Annotated in this window: 22 protein-coding genes; 15 read left to right on the plus strand and 7 right to left on the minus strand. The window is 37.3% G+C overall.

All coding sequences use genetic code 11. The annotated features are described in order from the left end of the window. Window positions 1-133 precede the first annotated feature (133 nt). The 4 genes from SOM16_RS09455 to SOM16_RS09470 all read right to left on the minus strand — a co-directional run bounded on the left by SOM16_RS09455 (window position 134) and on the right by SOM16_RS09470 (window position 4175). Complete coding sequence (locus tag SOM16_RS09455; protein ID WP_320463761.1) at window positions 134-625, minus strand: gliding motility lipoprotein GldH; 492 nt, start codon at window positions 623-625, stop codon at window positions 134-136. Continuing rightward, complete coding sequence (ricT, locus tag SOM16_RS09460) at window positions 594-2105, minus strand: regulatory iron-sulfur-containing complex subunit RicT (protein WP_320463762.1); 1512 nt, start codon at window positions 2103-2105, stop codon at window positions 594-596. Before ricT ends, SOM16_RS09455 begins: the two co-directional genes overlap by 32 nt. A gap of 2 nt (window positions 2106-2107) precedes the next feature. Beyond that, complete coding sequence (locus SOM16_RS09465) at window positions 2108-3256, minus strand: hypothetical protein (RefSeq protein ID WP_320463763.1); 1149 nt, start codon at window positions 3254-3256, stop codon at window positions 2108-2110. A 190-nt stretch (window positions 3257-3446) separates the two neighbouring features. Continuing rightward, a complete protein-coding gene (locus SOM16_RS09470) occupies window positions 3447-4175 on the minus strand; it encodes a DUF3575 domain-containing protein (protein WP_320463764.1) in 729 nt (242 codons plus the stop codon). 184 nt (window positions 4176-4359) lie between these two features. Here SOM16_RS09470 and ruvX point away from each other — a divergent pair, with 184 nt between their 5' ends. The 7 genes from ruvX (at window position 4360) to SOM16_RS09505 (ending at window position 9269) form a co-directional block, all read left to right on the plus strand. Beyond that, on the plus strand, window positions 4360-4776 hold the full coding sequence (ruvX, locus tag SOM16_RS09475; protein WP_320463765.1) for a Holliday junction resolvase RuvX: 417 nt from the start codon (window positions 4360-4362) through the stop codon (window positions 4774-4776). Window positions 4777-4784: 8 nt separating this feature from the next. Further along, complete coding sequence (locus SOM16_RS09480) at window positions 4785-5420, plus strand: O-methyltransferase (protein ID WP_320463766.1); 636 nt, start codon at window positions 4785-4787, stop codon at window positions 5418-5420. Window positions 5421-5472: 52 nt separating this feature from the next. After that, window positions 5473-6144, plus strand: a complete 672-nt coding sequence (locus SOM16_RS09485) for a glucosaminidase domain and LysM peptidoglycan-binding domain-containing protein (RefSeq protein ID WP_320463767.1) — start codon at window positions 5473-5475, stop codon at window positions 6142-6144. A gap of 50 nt (window positions 6145-6194) precedes the next feature. Then, complete coding sequence (locus SOM16_RS09490; RefSeq protein ID WP_320463768.1) at window positions 6195-7031, plus strand: glucosaminidase domain-containing protein; 837 nt, start codon at window positions 6195-6197, stop codon at window positions 7029-7031. A gap of 48 nt (window positions 7032-7079) precedes the next feature. After that, entirely contained in the window at window positions 7080-7835 is a 756-nt protein-coding gene (locus SOM16_RS09495) for a hypothetical protein (RefSeq protein WP_320463769.1), read from the plus strand. Beyond that, the gene (locus SOM16_RS09500; protein ID WP_320463770.1) at window positions 7832-8155 is read left to right on the plus strand and encodes a hypothetical protein; all 324 of its coding nucleotides are present in this window, start codon (window positions 7832-7834) and stop codon (window positions 8153-8155) included. The genes SOM16_RS09495 and SOM16_RS09500 overlap by 4 nt, the downstream gene beginning before the upstream one ends. A gap of 91 nt (window positions 8156-8246) precedes the next feature. Continuing rightward, window positions 8247-9269, plus strand: a complete 1023-nt coding sequence (locus tag SOM16_RS09505; protein WP_320463771.1) for a DUF3078 domain-containing protein — start codon at window positions 8247-8249, stop codon at window positions 9267-9269. Here the strand turns inward: SOM16_RS09505 and SOM16_RS09510 are convergent, their stop codons facing one another. After that, window positions 9270-9995, minus strand: coding sequence for a siderophore-interacting protein (locus tag SOM16_RS09510; RefSeq protein ID WP_320463772.1), 726 nt, complete (start codon window positions 9993-9995; stop codon window positions 9270-9272). 94 nt (window positions 9996-10089) lie between these two features. Between SOM16_RS09510 and SOM16_RS09515 the strand changes: the two genes are divergently transcribed. Beyond that, the gene (locus SOM16_RS09515; protein ID WP_320463773.1) at window positions 10090-11079 is read left to right on the plus strand and encodes an AraC family transcriptional regulator; all 990 of its coding nucleotides are present in this window, start codon (window positions 10090-10092) and stop codon (window positions 11077-11079) included. 7 nt (window positions 11080-11086) lie between these two features. On the opposite strand, the gene SOM16_RS09520 is transcribed toward SOM16_RS09515, so the two are convergent. Continuing rightward, window positions 11087-13510 (minus strand): DUF5916 domain-containing protein, encoded by a 2424-nt coding sequence (locus SOM16_RS09520; protein WP_320463774.1) that lies wholly within the window; start codon window positions 13508-13510, stop codon window positions 11087-11089. 187 nt (window positions 13511-13697) lie between these two features. Here SOM16_RS09520 and ffh point away from each other — a divergent pair, with 187 nt between their 5' ends. From ffh to SOM16_RS09550, 6 genes are all read left to right on the plus strand, one after another. Beyond that, window positions 13698-15038, plus strand: coding sequence for a signal recognition particle protein (ffh, locus tag SOM16_RS09525; protein ID WP_320463775.1), 1341 nt, complete (start codon window positions 13698-13700; stop codon window positions 15036-15038). Window positions 15039-15307: 269 nt separating this feature from the next. Then, on the plus strand, window positions 15308-16846 hold the full coding sequence (locus SOM16_RS09530; RefSeq protein WP_320463776.1) for a YifB family Mg chelatase-like AAA ATPase: 1539 nt from the start codon (window positions 15308-15310) through the stop codon (window positions 16844-16846). A 526-nt stretch (window positions 16847-17372) separates the two neighbouring features. Then, window positions 17373-17780: a GxxExxY protein gene (locus SOM16_RS09535; protein WP_320463777.1), complete on the plus strand. Its 408-nt coding sequence runs from the start codon at window positions 17373-17375 to the stop codon at window positions 17778-17780. 364 nt (window positions 17781-18144) lie between these two features. Then, window positions 18145-18516, plus strand: a complete 372-nt coding sequence (locus SOM16_RS09540) for a hypothetical protein (protein ID WP_320463778.1) — start codon at window positions 18145-18147, stop codon at window positions 18514-18516. Between the two features lie 111 nt (window positions 18517-18627). After that, window positions 18628-19203: a Crp/Fnr family transcriptional regulator gene (locus SOM16_RS09545; protein ID WP_320463779.1), complete on the plus strand. Its 576-nt coding sequence runs from the start codon at window positions 18628-18630 to the stop codon at window positions 19201-19203. 80 nt (window positions 19204-19283) lie between these two features. After that, window positions 19284-19961: a type 1 glutamine amidotransferase domain-containing protein gene (locus SOM16_RS09550; protein WP_320463780.1), complete on the plus strand. Its 678-nt coding sequence runs from the start codon at window positions 19284-19286 to the stop codon at window positions 19959-19961. 56 nt (window positions 19962-20017) lie between these two features. Here SOM16_RS09550 and SOM16_RS09555 read toward each other — a convergent pair whose 3' ends face one another. Then, window positions 20018-20287 carry a hypothetical protein gene (locus SOM16_RS09555; RefSeq protein ID WP_414692255.1) on the minus strand — a complete coding sequence of 90 codons (270 nt, stop codon included), beginning with the start codon at window positions 20285-20287 and terminating at the stop codon, window positions 20018-20020. 365 nt (window positions 20288-20652) lie between these two features. Here SOM16_RS09555 and SOM16_RS09560 point away from each other — a divergent pair, with 365 nt between their 5' ends. Continuing rightward, window positions 20653-22035, plus strand: coding sequence for an MBL fold metallo-hydrolase (locus SOM16_RS09560; RefSeq protein ID WP_320463781.1), 1383 nt, complete (start codon window positions 20653-20655; stop codon window positions 22033-22035). Window positions 22036-22205: the final 170 nt, after the last annotated feature.

The following is a 22205-nucleotide window of genomic DNA, read 5'->3' on the forward strand; positions in this document are numbered from 1 at the left end:
TAAAGATTATTTCCGTGCTTGTTTCTTCAACATACAACAGAAATACTAAGCAAACACCCGATTCTACTCCTCAAGCAGCAATAAAACTAAGAGAAAACTATATTATTGTTAGTTTCTCAATGAAGAAATTAAATTATTTAACCTCTTCCACCAAAACACCTAAATCCACTACCTCAACCAGCGGATTATCTCTCATATTTTGTTCAATTTCTATAGTAAACTGGCCTTTTTTTAAAAAACGATAATTTGTTTGCATCGGAAGTACATAACTGAAAATATTTCCGGACCCACTTCCCAACCACTCGCCATCATTTTTAGCCAGTTTATATTGAAAACGTTTGGTTATTGTATTTTTTCCGTCTTTAAAATGAGCCAGAATAAAAATATTTGAATATTTATAATCAGCAGTGTGCCTTAGCTTAAAATAGATATTATAGGCTTTGCTATTGTCTTTTATTTCGAAGGAATTAACAATATGGTTTCTATAGGTCCACTTTCTTTCCGGGACTTTTACATTAGAATCGATCACACTGGAAGTGCAACCCAAAAATAAGGATGCACCCAGCAGAAAAATAAGCAGATAAGCTTGTCTTTTATTCAGCAGCAGGTTTATTCTCTGAACCATTATCTTTTCTGCGGTTATTATTTTTCCTACGGTTGTTTCTATTTTTATTCTTGCTTTGCTCTGGCTTTGCACCATCCACCATTGGTTCACCTTCTGCTTTAACTACCGGCTTTGGAGGCCTTGGCCCATTATTTTGTGGCTTTGGTCCATTAACATGCGGTGGTTTTTGAACAGGTTGCTGCGGTTTAGGTGTACTATTTTGTTGCACCTTAGGTACATTTTGCTGAGGCTTATTGGCTGCCTGAGGTTTTTGATTTCCTTGCTGCGGCCTAGCATTCGCCTGAGGGCTTTTTTCGCCTGCAGGAATTCTTTCACGTCTGTTCTGGTTGTTATTGCCTTTATTTTTTTGATTGCGGTTTTGGTTGTTTTTACCCTTAGCACGTTCATCCAGGCGGGTAAGACTATCCTGACCAACTACATTTTCATAATCGAAAGATTTTTCAACTATTACCGGAGCAGCCATTTGAACTGCCTCTTCTTTTAAGTTGGGTGCTTTTTTACCTGCCTTATTCATCACCATGATTTCTTTTACACGAGCAGCCTTAACCGGAATCCAGTTTTCATCGCCCTGGTAACTAAACCACATAATTTTCTTAAAGATATCTGTCTTTTGATGACGTGCATATCCTGCTTCGGTATCTAAATTTTCTATACGATCCGGAATATCTTTAAGCGCATCTAAATAAGTATCTAACTCATAATTTAAACAGCACTTTAGTTTACCGCACTGGCCAGCAAGCTTTAAGGTATTTAAAGATAAGTTCTGATAACGGGCAGCAGCGGTAGAAACCGTTTTAAAGTTGGTAAGCCAGGTAGAGCAACACAATTCGCGCCCGCAAGAGCCAATTCCACCCAAACGGCCAGCTTCCTGGCGCATTCCAATCTGGCGCATTTCTATCCGGATACGGAAACTCTCTGCCATTTTTTTAATCAGTTCGCGAAAATCCACCCGTCCGTCGGCAGTATAAAAGAAAGTTGCCTTAGTTTTGTCTGCCTGATAATCAACATCACTGATTTTCATTGATAAACGAAGGTCTAATGCAAGTTTGCGCGCTTTATGCATGGTTTCCCATTCCATTTCTTTTGCAGCGTTCCATTTTTCCACATCAGCCTCTGTAGCCTTGCGATAAATCTTTTTTACTACCTGATCCAATGGCGTTTTTCTTCGCTTCATTTGAACACGAACCAGTTCGCCCGTAAGCGAAACATGGCCTACATCAAAACCACCAGTTGGGCCTTCAACAGCAACCAACTCACCAATTTCCAGGTATATATTGTCGGTATTTAAGAAAAACTCTTTACGTGAGCCTTTAAATTTTACTTCTGTAACCTGAAAAGGTTTATAATTTGAGGGCATATCCAAATTGGATAGCCAATCATGAACTTCCATTGTTTGGCAACCACCGGTGCCGCATGAGCCATTACTTTTGCATCCATTAGGGGTGCAACCACCACCTGTTGAACAACTTCCACATCCCATAACTAATTGTATATATATTGAGTCCCCGTAGGGAGCGTTTTAAACTTGATAATTTTTACCAATTGTAAAGATACATCTAAAAAGAGAATTTTAGGGTTTGCATTCCTTTCTATATGGTAATGCGCCTTTTCTAATTCACTGATTATGGCTTCCGCCATTGGCAGATTAAGTACATGTGTACTCAACTTTTTCGCGGTTTCGAAGGTTAAGGGAGGTAATTTCACCAATTCTTCGGCACCACTTATAATTAAACAGCATTCACGTAAATAATTTACGCCATACTTTAAAAAATTCTTTTGATTCTCTCTTCCCCATTTTGCGGCTACGTCTGTAAAATCGATCAGATCAGGCACCTTATTGCCAAAACCCATTCTTAACCATGCGGTGAAAGTGCCTGAGCTATCATGCTGTGTATCTGCAGCTAATGCTTTGGCCTCGATTAAATTCCCATCAGCCAGAAAGGCATAATCAATCGCCTGATGCTCTGTAAGCCCGCTATTATCAAGCAAGTAGCCAGATATCTCTTCTCCACTTAATTTTGGAATTTTAACAATCTGAGTTCTGGAAAGAATGGTCGTTAAAATCTGATCCTGGCTTTGCGCAATTAAGACAAAGAGGGTATTTGCAGGCGGTTCCTCAATTAATTTAAGTAAGGCATTTCCTGCCTTATCTAAATACTCGGGCAGCCACATGATTAAAACCTTTGTTTCTGCCTCGAAAGCTTTATAACTTAATTTTTTGATAATATCGTGGCATTCTGCAATTGGAATATTGGCTTGTTTGTTCGCAGCATCTAGCTTTGAACGCCAGATATCCATGTCAAAATAAGGATCCTGTAAGAACATATTTCGCCACTCTTCTAGAACATCTACAGCTACTTTTGTACTGGCAGAAGCAAAGAATGGATAGGAGAAATGCAAGTCTGGGTGGATTAATCGTTCGTACTTTCTACAGCTTGAACAATCTCCGCAGCTATCATAATCTCCTTTATTTAAGCAGTTTACATACTGCGCATAGGCCACCGCCAAAGCTAATGCACCAGAACCAGCAGGCGATAAAAAAAGTTGCGCATGGCTCATGCGGTTTTCTTTAACCGTTTGCACCAATTGTTGCTTTATTCTTTCCTGACCGATGATATCTCTAAACTGCATTTGGTGGCAAAATAAGAAATAGATATGAGATTAGCACATTTGCACTAACGAAGTTCGGTTACCGGCATATATTTTTAAACTTGACAGACTTAAAAACCATTTAAAAATGAAATGGATAAAGGTCTTATAGTATAAATCGACATCAAGACCTGAAGCCATCTAAATAGATTAGCTTCAGGTTATTATAAGATTAGAAGCGGTAGCCTATGCCAATATTTGCACGGATTCCTGCCCATGGCCCCTTGAAATCTACCATTGCACCGCTAGCAGTTACGGTATTAGAGGTTTTGCCTACAGGAAGATTAATATCATCCAGGTTACCTTTTAAATCTTTTTGCTCTTGTGCTGTTAATGTTTTTGTCCCTTTTAAATTTCCTCTTGAAATTCCATACTGAGGACCAAAAATAGACCAGTCTAGATAAAAGTTATTTGCAATACGCCATTGCGCTCCAACTAAAACACCAACAGTATACGTATTTATGCTTCCGTTTAACGGAATAACTTCATCTTGGTTGTTTGATCGATATTCATAATTTATGGAAGCACTGTAATTTGCATATTTTAAAAACGGTGCGATATAAAATCCTTTAAAAACCTCATTACCCAGATAAAATTTAATTTCGGGCGTAATTGCAAAGTTGCCTGTTTTTAAACTTCCTATCTGTTCATCAATGCTATTAAAAGAAGAACTGAATGGCAAAGTACCTTTAGGCATTATTCTTAAACCAATACCTACACTGGTTTTTCCATAAATAGCCCTTTCATACTGAATGTTAGCGGTTTTCATAAATAATGATACAAAGTTTACCTTAATTAGGTTATTCCCTGTATCAGCTGTTTTTTGCGAAAATGCAAAAGAAATAGACATTAAGCCAGTAACAATAGTTAGGGCTAGAGATTTTGTAATTTTTAGATTCATATTTTGTTTTTATGATCGTAATACAAGCTGTAAGCCAAGCTACAAACAAACTGGATATCAAAGTATTATATATTATACTAAGTTATAGTCCTGAGTACTATATTCCACATGTGAGGAATTATAGCCCCAATTCTTAAAAAGATCAATAAAATGAAAAACCTTACCTTTGGTGCTTTTAATATTTATGGCCCGGATTTTAGCTTTTGATTATGGCACCAAGCGTATTGGCATTGCCGTTACAGATCCTTTGCAGATTATTGCAACAGGATTGGATACGGTACACCCTAAAGATGCAATTGAATTCCTTAAAAAATACCTGCTTAATGAACAGGTAGAAGCCTTTGTACTTGGCGACCCTAAACAAATGAACGGAACAGATTCTGACTCTAAACAACACGTTAAAGGTTTTTCCACGCTATTAAAGAAAGCCTTCCCAACCATCCCGCAGCATTGGGTAGATGAACGTTTTACTTCTAAAATGGCACATCAGGCCATTATGCAAAGCGGACTAAAAAAGATGGATAGGAGAGATAAAGATCGTGTAGATACCATTGCTGCCACCATCATTTTACAATATTTTATGGAAACCAACCGTTTATAACCGAATACATGAGCCTGATAAACGACGATTTACAAGATTTACTCCTTCAATATTGCGAGCCTGAAAATCAACTGCTGCAACAAATAGACCGGGAAACCAACTTAAAGGTTTTAATGCCCAGAATGATTTCTGGCCATTATCAGGGAAGGGTTTTAAGTATGCTTAGTAAAATGGTTTCACCCAAAAGGATTCTTGAAATTGGCACTTTTACCGGTTATGCAACTTTGTGCCTGGCCGAAGGACTAGCTGAAAATGGGATACTTTATACTTTAGATATTAATATTGAATTGGAAGACATGGTTCGAAAGCATTTTGCTCAATCGCCTTATAATAGCCAGATCAATTATATTTTAGGCGATGCCACGAAAACTGTAAATGATTTGGAAGAAACATTTGATATCGTTTTTATTGATGCGGACAAAAAAAACAACGGCACTTATTATGATTTGATCTTTGATCGCGTTCGCCCGGGTGGAATCATCATTGTGGATAATGTACTCTGGAGTGGAAAAGTTCTTCAGGATAAACAAGACAAAGATACCAGGAATATTACTAGTTTTAATGACAAAATCGCTGAAGATAAGCGTGTTGAAAAATTAATTTTACCTGTCAGAGACGGCCTATTTGTAATCAGAAAAAAATAAAACAGTCTTCATTGCCGCATAAAGGGCAATGGATAAACATGAATAAATAATAATGAGAATACTTACTTTTTGCTTCATCTTTTTAAGTGGATTTATTGCCAAAGCACAGGAAACAGAAAACTACATTAATGAGCATTTAGATTATGCACAGGGCCTAATGCAGGATCATAAAATACCTGCAAGTGTTATTTTAGCCGTAGCTATCCATGAATCAGCTGCCGGAAACAGTAAAATAGCACATCATTTAAACAATCATTTCGGCATTAAGGGACCGAATGACAATACCGAAATCCACTCTTCTTACCGGGATTACGAAAGCGATGAAGAATCTTATAATCACTTTGTAGAAATTATGGAAACCCGGCCTCAGTTTAATAGCTTGTTTGATAAATATGATCAATACGATTATAAAGGCTGGGCCAGGGGAATTGCTAGATCGGGTTATGCACAAAGCCGTACCTGGGCCAGCCAGGTAATTGCACTGGTAAAAAAATATGAACTTTATCGATATGATGATCGCCCTGCTGATTATGTAGAGCCCGTGTACGCCAAACCTGTTTATCACCGAAAAAAAAGACACACGAGTTCGGCAAGATACACCGTAAAATCTGGAGACAATTTAAATCTAATTGCTAAAAGGAAGGGTACAACGGCCAAAGCCATTATGAAAAAGAATGGCATGAAGAGTTCGAAGTTAAAACCCGGACAAAAACTCAAATTATAAGTATATAGCTGTATTCCACTTCCTAAACTCAATTTTATACCCTACATAAAATGAAATTCACTTATCTCTATTTAGCTTTTGCTGTACTTTTCTTAAGTTCTTGCGGAACACGTAAATACTCAAAGAATAATAAGCAGATTGAAAAGGCTGCAAATAAAGCCAATAACAATTCTTACAAAAGCTATAATACGTTAAGTTATATTGATGAATTTAAAGGTGTTGCTGTTGAAGAAATGAATTCGGATGGAATCCCGGCGAGTATTACCCTGGCGCAGGGAATTCTAGAATCTGGCAGTGGAAACAGTGATTTAGCAAAATATGCCAACAATCATTTCGGCATTAAATGCACCTCAGATTGGAAGGGAAAAAATTATTTCCGGGATGATGATCAAAAAAATGATTGCTTCCGGGTTTATAAAGATGCCCGCGAATCGTTCAGGGACCATTCGGAATTTTTAAAAAGAAAACGCTACAGCTTTTTGTTTCAATTGGATAGAAATGATTATAAAAGCTGGGCACAAGGGTTAAGAACAGCAGGCTATGCAACCAATCCAAAATATCCGGATTTGCTTATTGGCGTAATTGAAAAATATCAGCTCTACCAATACGATCAACCGGAAAGTGAGAAACAAAAAATAGCAAGAGAAGACCGCGTATTTACCCAGATTAACCAGAACATTCCTAAAGAAAAAGAAAAATTTGCACCAGTAGAAACGCCGCCGCCTGGAGCAAAGCCTATTCTTGCTGATGGCACTTATACCGTGGTAAAAGGCGACACTTTATATAATATTGCCAAACGATTTAACTTGAGTGTTGATGAACTTAAAATGTTAAACGAAATGTCTACAGACGGCATTAAACTCGGGCAGGTATTGAAGGTTAAATAATGTTAAGCCTAAACATTCCGTGCAGGATATTTGTAGTTTTGTAAACTAATGAAACTTTTTGCAGCCTTAACATTCCTATTGAGCTTCTCTACGATGCTTGTTCATGCACAAACTAAACCTGTGCAGGGCATTGTTATTGATAAGGAAAGCAAGCAGCGTTTAGCAAAAGTTTACATCTATAATCTTCGCACAGGAGATGGGCTTTACAACAATACCAAAGGTGAATTTAGCACCATGGCTATCCCTGGAGATACATTGGTAGCTGCACTTTCTGGTTATGGCGTGGATACGATTGTTTTTCATGGCCAGGCGGCCGCCTACTTTCAGTTAAAATCATTAGGAATCCGGTTACGGGATGTAGTTATTCAAAATAAAAGATTGACGCCACAGCAGCTTTACGAAAAATCTGTACAGGAATTTCGTTACCAAACAAAAAAAGGCAGTGGTAATGATATCCTCAGCCTCGGTAATGGAGGGGTTGGCCTTGGTATTGATGCTATTTATAATTTATTAAGCAGACAGGGAAGAAATGCCCGCCACCTTCAAAAGATATTGGAAAAAGATTATCATGAAGATTTGATTGATTATCGTTTTAATGCCAACTTAGTTGAGAAGGTGCTGGGAATAAAAGAAACTGAACTCATCGATTTTATGCAGCAATATCGCCCCACTTATCAATTTGTGCTCGATGCTGATGATTACTCCTTCAACGTATTCATTAAAAATGCTTACCGGAGTTATCGCTTAAACCCAAAAGCCTTACAATTGCCCAAGCTACCTGATATAACCATAGAAGAGCTTTGAAAGCACCAATCTTAATTATAAAGAATCTGCCAGCAGCAGGCATGGCTATTTTTCCGTTTATCCTACTTAAGAACGAAAAGCTTAAACAAGACTGGAGCATAATCAACCATGAAAAAATTCACCTTAGGCAGCAGCTGGAATTATTGGTGTTGCCTTTCTATATCTTATACCTGATTAATTATCTGATCAACTTGATCCGATATAAAAATCACCATACGGCTTATTTAAATATCGTTTTTGAGAAAGAAGCCTATAAATATGATTTAGAGATCCAATACCTTAAAAAAGGCAATTGGTATGGCTGGCTTAAAATGATTTAACAGTGTAATTTAAGCTTCAGATTCTGTAACGAACTGGATAATCATCCCTAAAACTTTTGTTCTAGAAAATTTTTCGTTTTCTTTGTAACCGATGAAAAATTGTTTAGCCGTTTTTGTTCTTGTTCTAAGTTTCTGCTCTTTAGATTTATATGCACAGGAAATTGATACAATTCCGATTAATACCAAAGACCTGAACATTAAATTAAAGCGCAGTCCTTTACCAAGCAGACAGGGCCCGCTAAATTTCGAACCTGTTAAAATTCCGCCTTACATTGTAAATGCAAAGGTTAATTACTGGAAAACTAAAACTTCGATAGGCATCAATGTTAACCAGGCACAGTTTAGCGATAACTGGAAGGGTGGTGGTGTAAACTCTGTTGCTGTAGGTGGTTTGCTGAACTGGAAGGCCGAGTACAACAAAAATAATTATAGCTATGTGAGCGAGGTCATTTTACAATATGGTAAAATTAAAAACAAAGACCAGTTGCAGAAGAAAACCAACGATAGGATTTTCTGGGATAACAAAGCTTCGTTTCAACTTTCTAAAAACTGGTATTTCTTTGGTTCAATCAACTTTGAATCGCAGTTTGATAAAGGCTTTTCTTACGCAACGGTAAACGGTGTAGAAACAGCTACGCTGATTTCAAAATTTATGGGCCCGGGTTATTTAACAGAATCAATCGGTTTTGAATATAAGCCATCCAAATACTTTTCAACCCGTTTTGGTACCGGTACGGCACGTCAAACTTTTGTGTTGGATGAAGCCTTATTTAACGATCCGGATCCTACAAAACCACCAAAAGAATCTGTTTATGGCGTAGATTATGGTAAAACTTTTAGAAATGACCTTGCTTTCCAGATTGTTTCTGCCTTTGATAAGGATATCTTTACCAACACTAATCTGAAGGCCCGTTATGCCATGCTTATCCCTTATGAAGATTTTGGCTGGAATAGAATAGATCATCGCCTTGATATTGCCTTAACAGCAAAGATCAATCGTTTCATGAACACCAGTTTAACAGGCATTGCTTTATTTGATGAGGATACCGGTACAAATAAAATTCAGGCAAGTCAGACATTGGCATTAGGCTTCGCTTTTGTTTTCCCAAGGTAATCAGTTACCCATTCTTCCTTTCTCCCAGTAGAAGCTACTTTGAATTTGCAGGGAGCTAACGCCTTTATTTTTAAGGTATTTTTTAAACCGCTGTACCGATTTTTCCCTTCCTGTAAGATAGAATTTTGCACCTTTCCACATATCCCAACATTTGGGATGCATGTTTTCCATCCATTCTATTGCATTTTCTGCCGGGAACATTACTTCTGATGAAACCGCATCAATAAGCAGTTTAATGTTTTTTAAAGCGGAGTGATTTTCTTCCTTCAGCTCCAAAATACCAAAATATTCATGTTCCAAATTCGTCGCAATTTTTCCAAAGGATTCATAAAGACCAATACTGGTTTCATCGCCAAAAAAGAAATGTTGATTGGCATTAAGATCATATTGGATTTCGGCCTGATCTACAATTAATGCTAAGCAATCTCCTTTTTGAACATTCTTAGCCCAAACGCTCCCCGGCCCCTGGGGCTTTAAATAGAAAATAATCTGACAGGTATTCGCTTCCCTATTAAAATCTGAGATTGTATAATATCTGTATTCAGCAACATTTACCTGAATTAAAATCCCGTTTCCGGGGATTAAATCCAGTTCGTTACTGGCTTCAAAGGTAATCTGTTTTAGATCATCACCTAATACTTTTGTTTCAACAACAGTAACTTCATGTGTTTTATTACGAATCACTTTTTCTAAAGTATTGGCTAACCAGGGAGACAAATTCGGCATCGTATAATTGTTTAGTAACTTTAAGCAAAAGTAGTTGTCCAATAATTCCCTACGTTTACACCAGAAGGATTAAGATTTATATTAAACGGATTTTATGGCTTTAAGCATTTACGATAACAGTAATCAGCATTACATATTAGTCGATTCGATCAACCAGCAGCAAATTGGTTTGCCATTGGTTACCGAACGGCGTGAGAAATTCAGTTTTCCATTTGGTGATGCAGAGCTTGTTCAAATCGGTTTCTCTGGCATCCATATTATGTATGGAGATGTAAGTGTAAGAGAAAGCAGATTAAGAATAAAATCTTTTGATGAGCCAGAATCAGTTGAGCTTCATTTCGCTATCAAAGGCCATGGGATTCTGGAAAATTTCCTGACGAATAAGAAAATTTCCATTAAAGAAAATCAGCATAATATTGCTTATACTCCTTTTTTTGATGGAATTGCCCAGTTTGATACCAATAAGCCCCATAAGTTTTTCGAGGTTCACTTTCAACGGGAGAAATTTATAGATTTAACGAGTGACAGTAGCACCCTGTTAAAAAAGTTCGGAGACAATATCATGAACAACAAATCTGTGGTAATCTCTGCAGAGAATTTACCCATCAGCTTTGCCATGCATGCCTGTATTAATGACATTATGAATTGTTCTTTTACCGGAGGATTAAAATTGATTTTTTTACAATCTAAATGTGTAGAGTTATTGGCTTTGCAGGCGCAGGCTTTTGATTCTGCAGATCAAAATTCGACACCAAAAACCTTGAAATCTGATTATGATAAGGACAGGATATATTTTGCCAGGGAGTACCTGTTAAGCCGGGCATGTAATCCGCCATCCTTAACAGAATTAGCGAAGGCCGCCGGAATAAATGAATTTAAATTAAAGCAGGGTTTTAAAGAAACTTTTCATAACACCGTTTTTGGTTACCTGAGCGATCATAAACTGATGCAGGCTAAAGAACTTCTGGCAGACCAGGAATTGGATATTAAAAACATTTCAGAACAGTTGGGCTATTCATCAGTACAACATTTCAGCAATGCTTTCAGTAAAAAATTTGGTGTGAGCCCGGGTAAGGCCAGATAATTGTTTCTTAAACCTTTCTACGTTTTTTCTTTAAATCTAAATAATCCACGAAATATAAAACCTTAACTGATAAGCTATTATTTTGTGGCGCATTCAAAATTCCACTCAGGTTTTTATTATATCGCTGTCTGTAAAATGTATCAGATGTTTCTGCAGCATCTTTATAAGAAACCGAAAGCGTACTTCCAGGTGCAAACTGCCAGATATAAATTAAGTCTATATTAAAAACATTGTAATTCCGATCCAATCCTGGTAAGGATGGCCCCTGATAATCTGTCAAGTTCCCGTCAGGCTTCAAGAGGTAGAAATCCTTATTTCGTCGATCACTCCAATAGTGCCGAAGTACAACGGTTACGCCCATTAAATTGGTAAATGTGTATTTAGCATCTACAGAATTTTCTACCGTTCTTCTGTCGTATTTAGAAAAGATCGATTGACTACCTTTAGTGGTCACCCAGTTTACAAAATCATAATTTGGGTTGAAGCTTAAATCAAGTCCGAAAGCCACTTTATCATTCAACCTGAAGTTTTGAAAGAAATAGAAATTGTATGATTTTCCTTTAAAAAGTTGTTGTTCCTGATACCGAATATTTCCGCCAAAATTATAGGCTTTGGCGCGGTTTGGATTGATATAAACACCAATTGTATAGTTTTCCGGTGCCTTATAAACCTGACCATTTCTGGCTTCGTAAAAGTTATTCGCTTTGGCATCATAGTTTACATCCATTTCTGCAGACCATAAATTTTTAAATCGAACGTAAGAGCCGGTTTCAATCCCGAAACTTTGATAATCGCCCGGAGTGGAACGCCTTGAATAAGAAACATTAAACCAATTTTGCCATTCGTTATACCATTTACCAGGCTTAAATATGTTGTAACCAATGCCCACCCGTTGATCTAAAAAATTGTTGTTGGTGAAGAAACCCATATCCGATGGATCAAACTTATCATCTGCATAAACCTGGTTATAACTCCAGGTAAAGTTGCCACTTTGCTTTCCGAACCGAAGTGCATAGCTGTACCCCGTATTGGTTTCTTCTCCTTTTAAAACACTCATTTTACCATTTGCATTGATAAAATATTTATTGCCTTTGTTATTTAAATTGAGTAGTAAAGCGCTAACATTGGCATCATAAGCGCTTCCCTGGCGCAATACATTTGTATTGATAAACGTAGCAGAGCTATTATTTTTTAAAGATTGATCAAAAACCAGAATGTTATAGTTTGTTAAAGGCTGTGTTTCCACTTCACGCAGATTACCCTGGGCATCTTCCACTTCGGTTTGCATACTATTAGTAATGGCATTGAAAATACCGATACCCAAACCCTTTGCTGTTCTTCCGGAAATCTTTGTTGCATTTAAGACTTTGGCTTCTGTCTGATCCTTTACAATCTTATCATTGGCACCTATAGCGTTGCTATTATAATAAGAGGGAATAGAACCAATTCGTTTGGAATAGAACAGGTCGCCTTTATTAAAGAGTTCGGTTCCTTCGGTAAAAAACTGCCGGTTTTCGTTAAATTTAACTTCAAAAGGTGTAAGGTTTAAAATGCGGTTATCTGATTGCACCTGACCAAAATCTGGCACAAGGGTCATATCCAGCGTAAAACTATTGTTAATGCCGTATTTAACATCCATCCCTCCGTTAAAGCGTGATGTCGTATTTTTTACTCCCGGTAAATTAACAGGATAATGATTAATATAGGCAGAAACATATGGCGAAAAAGAAAGCCGTAACGGTGGTTTAATATCCTTAATTCCTGTCCACAATCCTTCCTGGTTAATAAATCCATTTACTTTCGGATCTACAAAGTTCCAGAACACCTGGGTGTTGCTTCTTTGTGTGCGGCGACTAAAATTAATTCCCCAGTTTTGAATGTCCTTACTCGAAAAACGCAATGCTGAATAGGGGATTTTCATTTCACATGTCCAACCTTTATCATCAATTTTGACGGCACTTTCCCACACGGCATTCCAGTTTGGATCTTCATCTCCTACCTGAGAGTATTTGGCATCAAACTGTACCCCGGCTGCCGTAACAAAAAAGCCGTTACCATTCATTTTATCGTAAAACGGATCCACTATTATAGAGATAAAATCGGCATTCCCAATCTGGTCTCTGGAAACCAATTCATGCAAAACACTATCCGGATGATCATACATTCTCGCATAAACATAAATAGCCACATCATCGTAAAGCACCTTCATTTCTGTTCGCCTGTCTTTGGATTCAATTTTGCCTGGCGTTGGTCTCAACTCAATAAAATCACTTGCTATCGGTACATTTAACCAACACTCATCATCCAATACACCATCAATTTTCGGCGTGCTAGCTGTTCTAACCGCCGCCAGCTGCCTTTGTTTGGGAAGATTCTGAGCATTACAAAAAGCAAAAACGAGGAGAAGAAAGAGGGTTAAGTAGCGTTTCATTAGTTTAGGTTAACATCCATAAGACTGGGTTGACATCTAAATGTTGCATCAACCTGAAAAATTAATCTAACCAATAAAGTTTTGACTTTGTGTTGCAGAGATTTACGAGCAAAATTTGATACATTTGCGTTTCATTAAAAATAAATAGTCTTCGCTTTTGGGCAACAGGCTATAAGCTTATAAAAAGATGTTTGATAATTTACAGGACAAGCTAGATAGGGCATTTAAAGTATTAAAAGGACAAGGTAGTATTACGGAAATCAACGTGGCAGAAACCATGAAAGAGATTCGTAAAGCATTATTAGATGCCGATGTTAACTATAAAACTGCAAAAGCATTTACAGATGATGTAAGGCAAAAAGCATTGGGTCAGAACGTACTTACCGCCGTTTCACCTGGTCAGTTGCTGACTAAAATCATGAACGATGAACTTGCTGCCTTGATGGGTGGCGAGGTTACTGAATTAGATACTAAAGCAAACCCAACAGTTATATTAATTGCTGGTTTAAATGGTGCCGGTAAAACTACCTTCGCTGGTAAATTGGCATTACACTTAAAAGGAAAAGGTAAAAAGCCACTCTTGGTTGCGGGTGATATGTATCGTCCGGCAGCGGTAGATCAGCTGGAGGTTTTAGGAACTTCTGTTGGCGTTTCTGTTTATGCCAACCGCCAGTCTAACGACCCTGTTGGCATTGCATTAGAAGGTATTGCGCATGGTAAGCAAAATGGTAATAATGTAATCATTATTGATACTGCTGGTCGTTTAGCGATTGATGAATCGCTGATGAATGAGATTTCTGAAGTTAAGGCAAAGACTCAACCACATGAAATCTTATTCGTAGTGGATTCAATGACTGGTCAGGATGCGGTAAATACAGCAAAAATATTTAACGATAGATTAGACTTCACAGGTGTTGTTTTAACAAAACTTGACGGTGATACCCGTGGTGGTGCTGCACTTTCCATTAAATCAGTAGTAAACAAACCAATCAAATTTATTGGTACAGGCGAGAAAATGGAAGCACTTGATGTGTTCTATCCAGATCGTATGGCATCGCGTATTTTAGGGATGGGCGATGTGGTTTCCCTTGTAGAACGTGCGCAAATGCAGTTTGACGAAAAGGAAGCCGCTGAATTACAGAAAAAAATTCGCAAAAATAAATTCGATTTCAACGATTTCTATAGCCAAATTCAGCAGATCAAAAAAATGGGTAACATGAAAGATCTGATGGGCATGATTCCTGGTGTGGGTAAAATGATGAAGAACGTAGATATTCAGGATGATGCTTTTAAATCAATCGAAGCCATTATCAATTCAATGACGCCATTTGAGAAAGAAAACCCTGATGCTATTCAACAAAGCCGCCGTTTACGCATTGCCAAAGGTTCGGGCAATAAGGTAGAAGAAGTAACCAAACTCATTAAACAATTTGAAGACATGCGGAAAATGATGAAGCAGTTTTCTAACCCGGCAGCCGCAGCAGCGATGATGAAAGGGATGCCGAAAATGCCGTTTGGAAACAGATAGTTTTTGAGCAGAAAGATTAAAGCTTAAAGACTAAAGCAAAGAGCGCATATTGCAGATAAATAAATCCTGACCAGAAATGGTTGGGATTTTTTATTAAGGGTGGAGTTGCAGCATGTGAAGCAGCGTGCTATGAATACCAGTGGAGCCGACGGTTGCGTTCATCGCCGCTTGTTTCAACCATCAGAATTAAAAAAATCTTTCTATATTTATCAAAACCGATTATTCATCCCCGAATAACATAACATCCCGTTCCATTTTCAGTATCATTCATGCTTGTAAAAACATACGGGAGCGCCGTTTTTGGTGTAAATGCACTTACCATCACGATCGAAGTAAGTATTAGTGGGGGCACCAAATACTATATGGTTGGCTTGCCTGATAATGCCGTTAAAGAAAGTTTACAAAGGGTAGCCAGTGCCATCAATGTTGCCGGTTTTCGAATGCCGAGACAGAAAATTGTAGTCAATTTAGCACCTGCAGATATAAAAAAGGAAGGTTCATCATACGATTTGCCGATTGCCATAGGCATCCTTGCAGCATCGGGCCAAATTCCAAATGAAGAGTTGACGAATTACTTTATCATGGGCGAACTTTCTTTAGATGGCGCCATCCAGCCCATTAGAGGAGCTCTACCAATTGCCATACAAGCACAAATAGATGGCTTTAAAGGATTCATTCTTCCTAAACAAAATGTGAGGGAGGCTGCCATTGTAGATGGCCTGATTGCTTATGGGGTTGAAACCTTGGCACAGGTGATTGCTTTCTTCAATAAAAGTGATACGCTGGAACAGGTAAAAATCAATACCAAAGAAGAATTTTTAAAAAACATTGGCAATTATGAACATGATTTTTCTGACGTTAAAGGACAGGAAAATATTAAACGAGCTTTGGAAATTGCCGCCGCAGGTGGGCATAATGTTATCCTGATTGGCCCGCCGGGAGCAGGTAAAACCATGCTAGCGAAACGCTTACCAACTATTTTACCTCCATTAAATTTATACGAAGCACTGGAAACCACCAAAATACATTCTGTTGCGGGCAAGCTTTCTGCTGCAGATGCCTTGATGACTATTCGTCCCTACCGCTCGCCACACCATACTATTTCTGATGTTGCGCTGGTAGGCGGAGGTATAAGTCCGCAGCCGGGAGAAATTTCTCTCGCACATAATGGAGTATTGTTTTTAGATGAATTGCCAGAGTTTAAACGAACAGTGTTAGAGGTAATGCGTCAGCCACTGGAAGACCGTAAAGTTGCCATTTCCAGGGCCCGTTTCTCAGTAGAGTATCCTGCGAGCTTCATGCTGGTGGCCTCTATGAACCCATGTCCATGTGGGTTTTATAATCATCCGGAAAAGGAATGTGTTTGTGCACCAGGTGTGGTACAAAAATACCTGAGTAAAATATCAGGCCCACTCCTCGACCGAATTGATTTGCATGTTGAAGTTACTCCCATTAATTTCTCCGAACTGGCATCATCCCGCGAAGCAGAGAAAAGTGAACAAATCAGAGCAAGAGTGATTAAGGCCAGAGAAATTCAAGACCATCGCTTTGCCGAGAAAGAAGACTTACATTATAACGCACAAATGAGTCCGAAAATGGTAAGAAAAGTTTGTCAGATCAGCGATGCAGGAACAGCACTTCTGAAAACGGCTATGGAACGCCTAGGCTTGTCTGCTCGCGCTTACGATCGAATTTTAAAGGTGGCCAGAACCATTGCAGACCTAGATGGGAGTGAAAATGTGGAACTTGAACACCTCGCAGAATCAATCAATTACCGAAGTTTAGACCGTGATGGCTGGGCAGGTTAGTCTTTTAAAAGAATAATTAAGGTGAAATTATACTAACCATTTAGAAATACCAATTGATAGAATATAATTCTATGTGGACTAAATATCTATATAATTAATATAATATCTAAATAACGCTTTAATTAATCGTGAATTTTATAGCAAAACCATATAGTAATATAGAACATATAGTAATTGATACCGTAAGACATAAATCTATATGAACTAAATATCCATATGGTTGATAATGAAAACATATTAAAATAACGCTTTAATTAATTGTGAATTTTATAGCAAAACAATATAGTAATATCAGTTCCAAATTACTCTAAGATAATCTATATGAACTATATACCTATATGGCTAATAATGAAAACGCATCAAAATAACGATTTAATTAATATTGAATTTATGGCAAAACCACATATCAATAACAAATTAATGTAAGATAATCTATATGAACTAAATACCTATATGGTTACCTATTTCAACCTACCCTTTCACCAATAGTGAAACTTATAACGCCTATATGGTTAAACCGAATATTATGACAAAAACATATTTACGAGAATTAACATACAATGTTCTTGGTGCAGCAATAGAAATCCATAAAGCACTTGGACCAGGTCTTCTAGAAAGTGTCTATCAAGAGTGTATGAAGCATGAATTGCTGTTAAGACAAATAAGCTTTCAAACCGAATTATCAATGCCCGTGCGTTATAAAGACATAAATGTTGCAACCTACCTTAGATGCGATTTATTCATTGAAGGATGTCTCACTGTGGAAATAAAAGCATCAAAAACTATAGAGCCTATTTTCGAAGCCCAGATATTAACTTACATGAAGCTATTAGAAGCTCCCCAAGGGATAATAATAAATTTCAACAGTGTTAATATTTTTAATGAAGGGCAAAAGACATTCGTTAATGATTTTTACCGCCCTTTAGAAGAGTGATGTATATTCATCATACCGCATAAATAAGTTGAGTTAAAACGGTTATAAAAGCTATTTTAATCGGAAACTCCCGCACAATTTTATCCGAAAGGAAATTCTTATTCTTCTAAACTAAACAGTTACATCTTTTTAAAAAGCTATGGAATTTTTTATGATCAATTCCTGAAAACAGCAATCTTAAAAATATTGAACAACAAATAACCCTCTGATTGTCTAAATTTTTTAAATAAGCCATCATCGTTTTCAACTTGCCTAAACCTACATTTATAATCTAAATTTTATTTTGGCACAGTCATTGTAACCAGGCTGCTACACTAACTTGATTTGCAGATTACAAAAGCAAATTTTAAATGAAAACAACAAGATGAAAAAGACAATTCAAATTTTCAGCATGCTTTTAATAGCATTAACAGTAATGGTTTCCTGTAAAAAAGATACCGATCCGGCAGATAAAGATTTCTTCGTAGGTACCTACCGTGGAAGTGTTTCCTACAGTAAAGATGGCAATGAAATTAAAAGTACTGATGGAAGAGTTACTGTAACTAAGGTTAACGATACCTATAGTTTCTTCTTCGGAAACAATATTCCGGACATTACAGGTGTAAAATTTCAGGAAAGTGGAAATACATATGTAAGTGTGGGTACAGGATTAATTGGGATTACCATTGATGCCAGTAATTTAAAGATTGCCGTTGCAAATTCCAACGGTAACTGGACAGCCAACTGTACTCGATAGTATCAAAGAAAATTTAGGGTCCCGATGAAAGTCGGGACTTTTTTTTTTGCATTTCCATGGAGTTTTTGCCTCAACAATCAATTCAGTTCTGATTTTTCTTAGCTTTATAAAATGAGTGTGGAATTAAAAAAGCATATCCAGGAAATTGTTTCGTTAACGGATGAAGAGTTTGAATACATCAGCAGCCATTTCAAACCTAAACAATTTAAAAAACATCAATATTTAATTCAGGCTGATGAGCAGGTAAAAACCATTTACTTTGTAATCAGTGGCCTTTTAAAAGCAACATTTAATGATTTAAATGGCAAAGAGTACATTATTCAGTTTGCGATGGAAAATTGGTGGATCTCCGATTTTCAGGCTTTCTATAACAATGTAAAATCGATTACCAATATCAGTTGCCTCGAAAACGTAGAACTGCTGGCACTTTCCAAAGAAAACCTAGATAAGATCTGCCAGGAAAACCATAAAATGGAACACTTTTTCAGAGTTAAAAATAGTTCAGGTTATGTGGCCTTACAGCAGCGGATTTTATCATTACTCACCACAAATCCACGGGAACGCTTTGAGCAGTTTTCCCGTCAATACCCACAATTGGGGCAAAGGCTTTCTAAAACTATAATTGCTGCATACCTTGGTATTTCGAGAGAAACGTTGAGTAGGCTTTCTGCCAAAACTGTGATTTAACGCACAAAAAATCTGTGATTGAAGTCCTATGCAACTAAAAAGTATTGCTTTAACTTTGACTAACATTAAACATTAATGATATGAGTAAAAAAGTTTTATTCGTGCTTACGAGCCACGACGAATTAGGAAATACAGGTAAAAAAACAGGATTTTGGTCGGAAGAATTAGCCGCTCCATATTATGCTTTAGCAGATAAGGGTGTTGAAATTGTACTGTCATCCGTTAAAGGCGGTCAACCACCAATTGATCCAAAAAGTGAAGAAGCTTCCTTCCAAACCGAGACTACTAAAAGAATGGACAGTGACACTGTTCTTCTTGATAAACTAAAAAACACCATTCCATTAGCAGACGCTAAAATGGAAGATTTTGATGCCGTATTTTATCCAGGTGGTCACGGACCGCTATGGGATTTAGCAGAAAACAAAACTTCTCAAAAATTGATCGTTGATTTTTATACCGCCAACAAGCCAGTTGCTTTTGTTTGCCATGCACCAGGTGTGTTGAAAGATGTAAAAGTTGATGGAGAATATTTGGTAAAAGGCAAAAATGTAACCGGTTTTACCAATACTGAAGAAGATGCTGTTGAATTAACCAATGTAGTACCATTCCTGGTTGAAAATATGTTGGTTAAAAATGGTGGAATTTATACCAAAATCGCAGATTGGAGTCCATATGCAGTTGTAGATGGCTTATTGGTAACTGGCCAAAACCCAGCATCATCAGAAAAAGTAGCGGAAGAATTGTTAAAACTTATTTAATAATTCAAAATTTTCTACTGGTCGTATACTATGCAACCAGTAGAAAATTTATGTTGTTATAATTCTTCTTCGTCTTCATCCTCTTCAGGCACATATTTTTCTATGGCTTGCCCAATTGCATTCACCTCTTCATCTTCTTCAAAAATCGGAAGTTCTGTTTTATAATCCATTTTCAACCAAATGGAAGAAGTGTCTTTTTGAATCTGAATATATTCTCTTCCATCTTTAAAAATGGTATAAGAGTCGTTTCCTTCAGGGAAAACAGAATAATTTACCGGGCCTATTTCTATATCAAATGGTTCTTGCATTGCTCTTTTTTTCTTCAAAGATAATGGTTTAAAAGATTAATATTTATGCCTTAATCTAAATGGAAAATAGAACAGCCAAAGATTTATCTCGAAGGTTATCATTTAATTTATAAAGCGGTGAAAGATTTTGATAAGCAAATCGCAAGGCGTTACGATGGACTGAAAAATTCTATATTTTAGTATCCCACAATTGATTTATTAGTGCACCTTATCATTATTGAAAATGATTTAAGTGAGTTGATGGAAGAGAGAAGAAATACGTTGCTCCGCATTGCAAAAGAAAGAAGAGAAACCTACCAATAACTAAAAAATTACTTGCTGCTGCTTAAAAATCCCATCATTTGTACTATTTTACACCAAACTATTTACCGTAAGATTAGAAGATGAAGTTAACGTTTTGGGGTGCTGCGCAACAGGTAACAGGAAGTATGCACCTGTTAGAAGTTGGGCATTATAAAATACTGATAGATTGTGGTTTGGATTATGAAAAGGAAACCTATCAGGAACATAACCAACAATTTCCTTTCGATCCGGCGACTATAAATCTGGTTATTTTAACCCACGCACACATTGATCATTCAGGTAATTTACCTACACTGGTTCGCTTCGGTTTTGACGGACAAGTGCTTTGCACACCACCAACAGCCGATTTAACTTCCATATTATTGTTTGATTCTGTGGAGCTTTTCTTGCGTAAACAAAGTAGAAAGCCACGCACAAAACGAGGTAATTTCAGCGGTCCAAAACCATTATATCTCCACAAACATGTGATGGATACCATTGATCGTTTTGTAACCATTGCCTTCAACAAACCATTCAAAATTAATGGCGATATTAGTTTAACTTTCATTCCGGTAGGACATCTATTAGGTGCTGCTGCGGCCGTGTTAACCATTAATGAAAATGGAGAAGAAAAGAAAATCGCATTCTCGGGTGATATTGGCAGGGAACATTACCCAGTACTCGTAAAGCCAGAGCCTATTCCAGAAGTAGACTACTTTGTATGTGAAGCTACCTACGGCGGCCGATATCATACCAAAGACCAAACACTTGAAGAAAGATTGGTAAAAGAAATTGAAGAAGCATGTATCAAAACACCTGGACGATTAATTATTCCTGCTTTTAGTATCGGCAGAACGCAATCTTTAGTTTTTGCACTGAACCAAATCTTTACTAAAAAGTTATTGCCTCCCGTTCAGATTTTTGTGGATAGTCCAATGGCTATCCATGCCACCGATGTTTACCGCAAACACCATAATCTGGTTAACCAGGAAGCAAAAGATTTTTACAAAACCATGGGCGATGAGTTTGAATTTGAACACCTGGCTTATGTGCAAACCATGAAGGAAAGTAAGGATGTTTCCAATTATTTTGACCCCTGCATCATCATTTCATCTGCCGGAATGCTGGAGGGCGGACGTATTCAGGATCACTTGTATTATAACATTCAAAACTATTATTGTACCATTCTTTTTATTGGCTATTGCGCCAAGGGGACGCTTGGTTATAAACTCTTGAGTGGCGCACCTATTGTGCGGATTAAAGACCGGGAAATGATGGTTTATGCAACTATTCGCCAAACAGATTTACTTAGCGGGCATGGTGATCACGATGATTTAATGCGAACAGTAAAACAAACAGGTAAGCCTAAAAAAGTTTTTCTGGTGCATGGTGAAGATAAAAGCTTAAAAAGTCTATCCGCTGCTTTGCAGGAAGATGGTTTTGATGTAGTAGCACCTGAAAGGGGAGAAGTATTTGAAATTTAATTGTTAAATCATATTTAGTTCCCGCGATTCGCTCTCTTAAATGCTTAATAACAAATTAACATCTTTAAACCGAATGCACTAATTTTTTTGCTTACCGCTATTCTTTGCTGACAAAACTTAATAACACATTAACTCTTTTTTCAGTGAAAGAAATAAGATTGTCTTCCTGC

It is taken from the genome of Pedobacter sp. CFBP9032 (assembly GCF_034045265.1).
Lineage (GTDB): Bacteria > Bacteroidota > Bacteroidia > Sphingobacteriales > Sphingobacteriaceae > Pedobacter.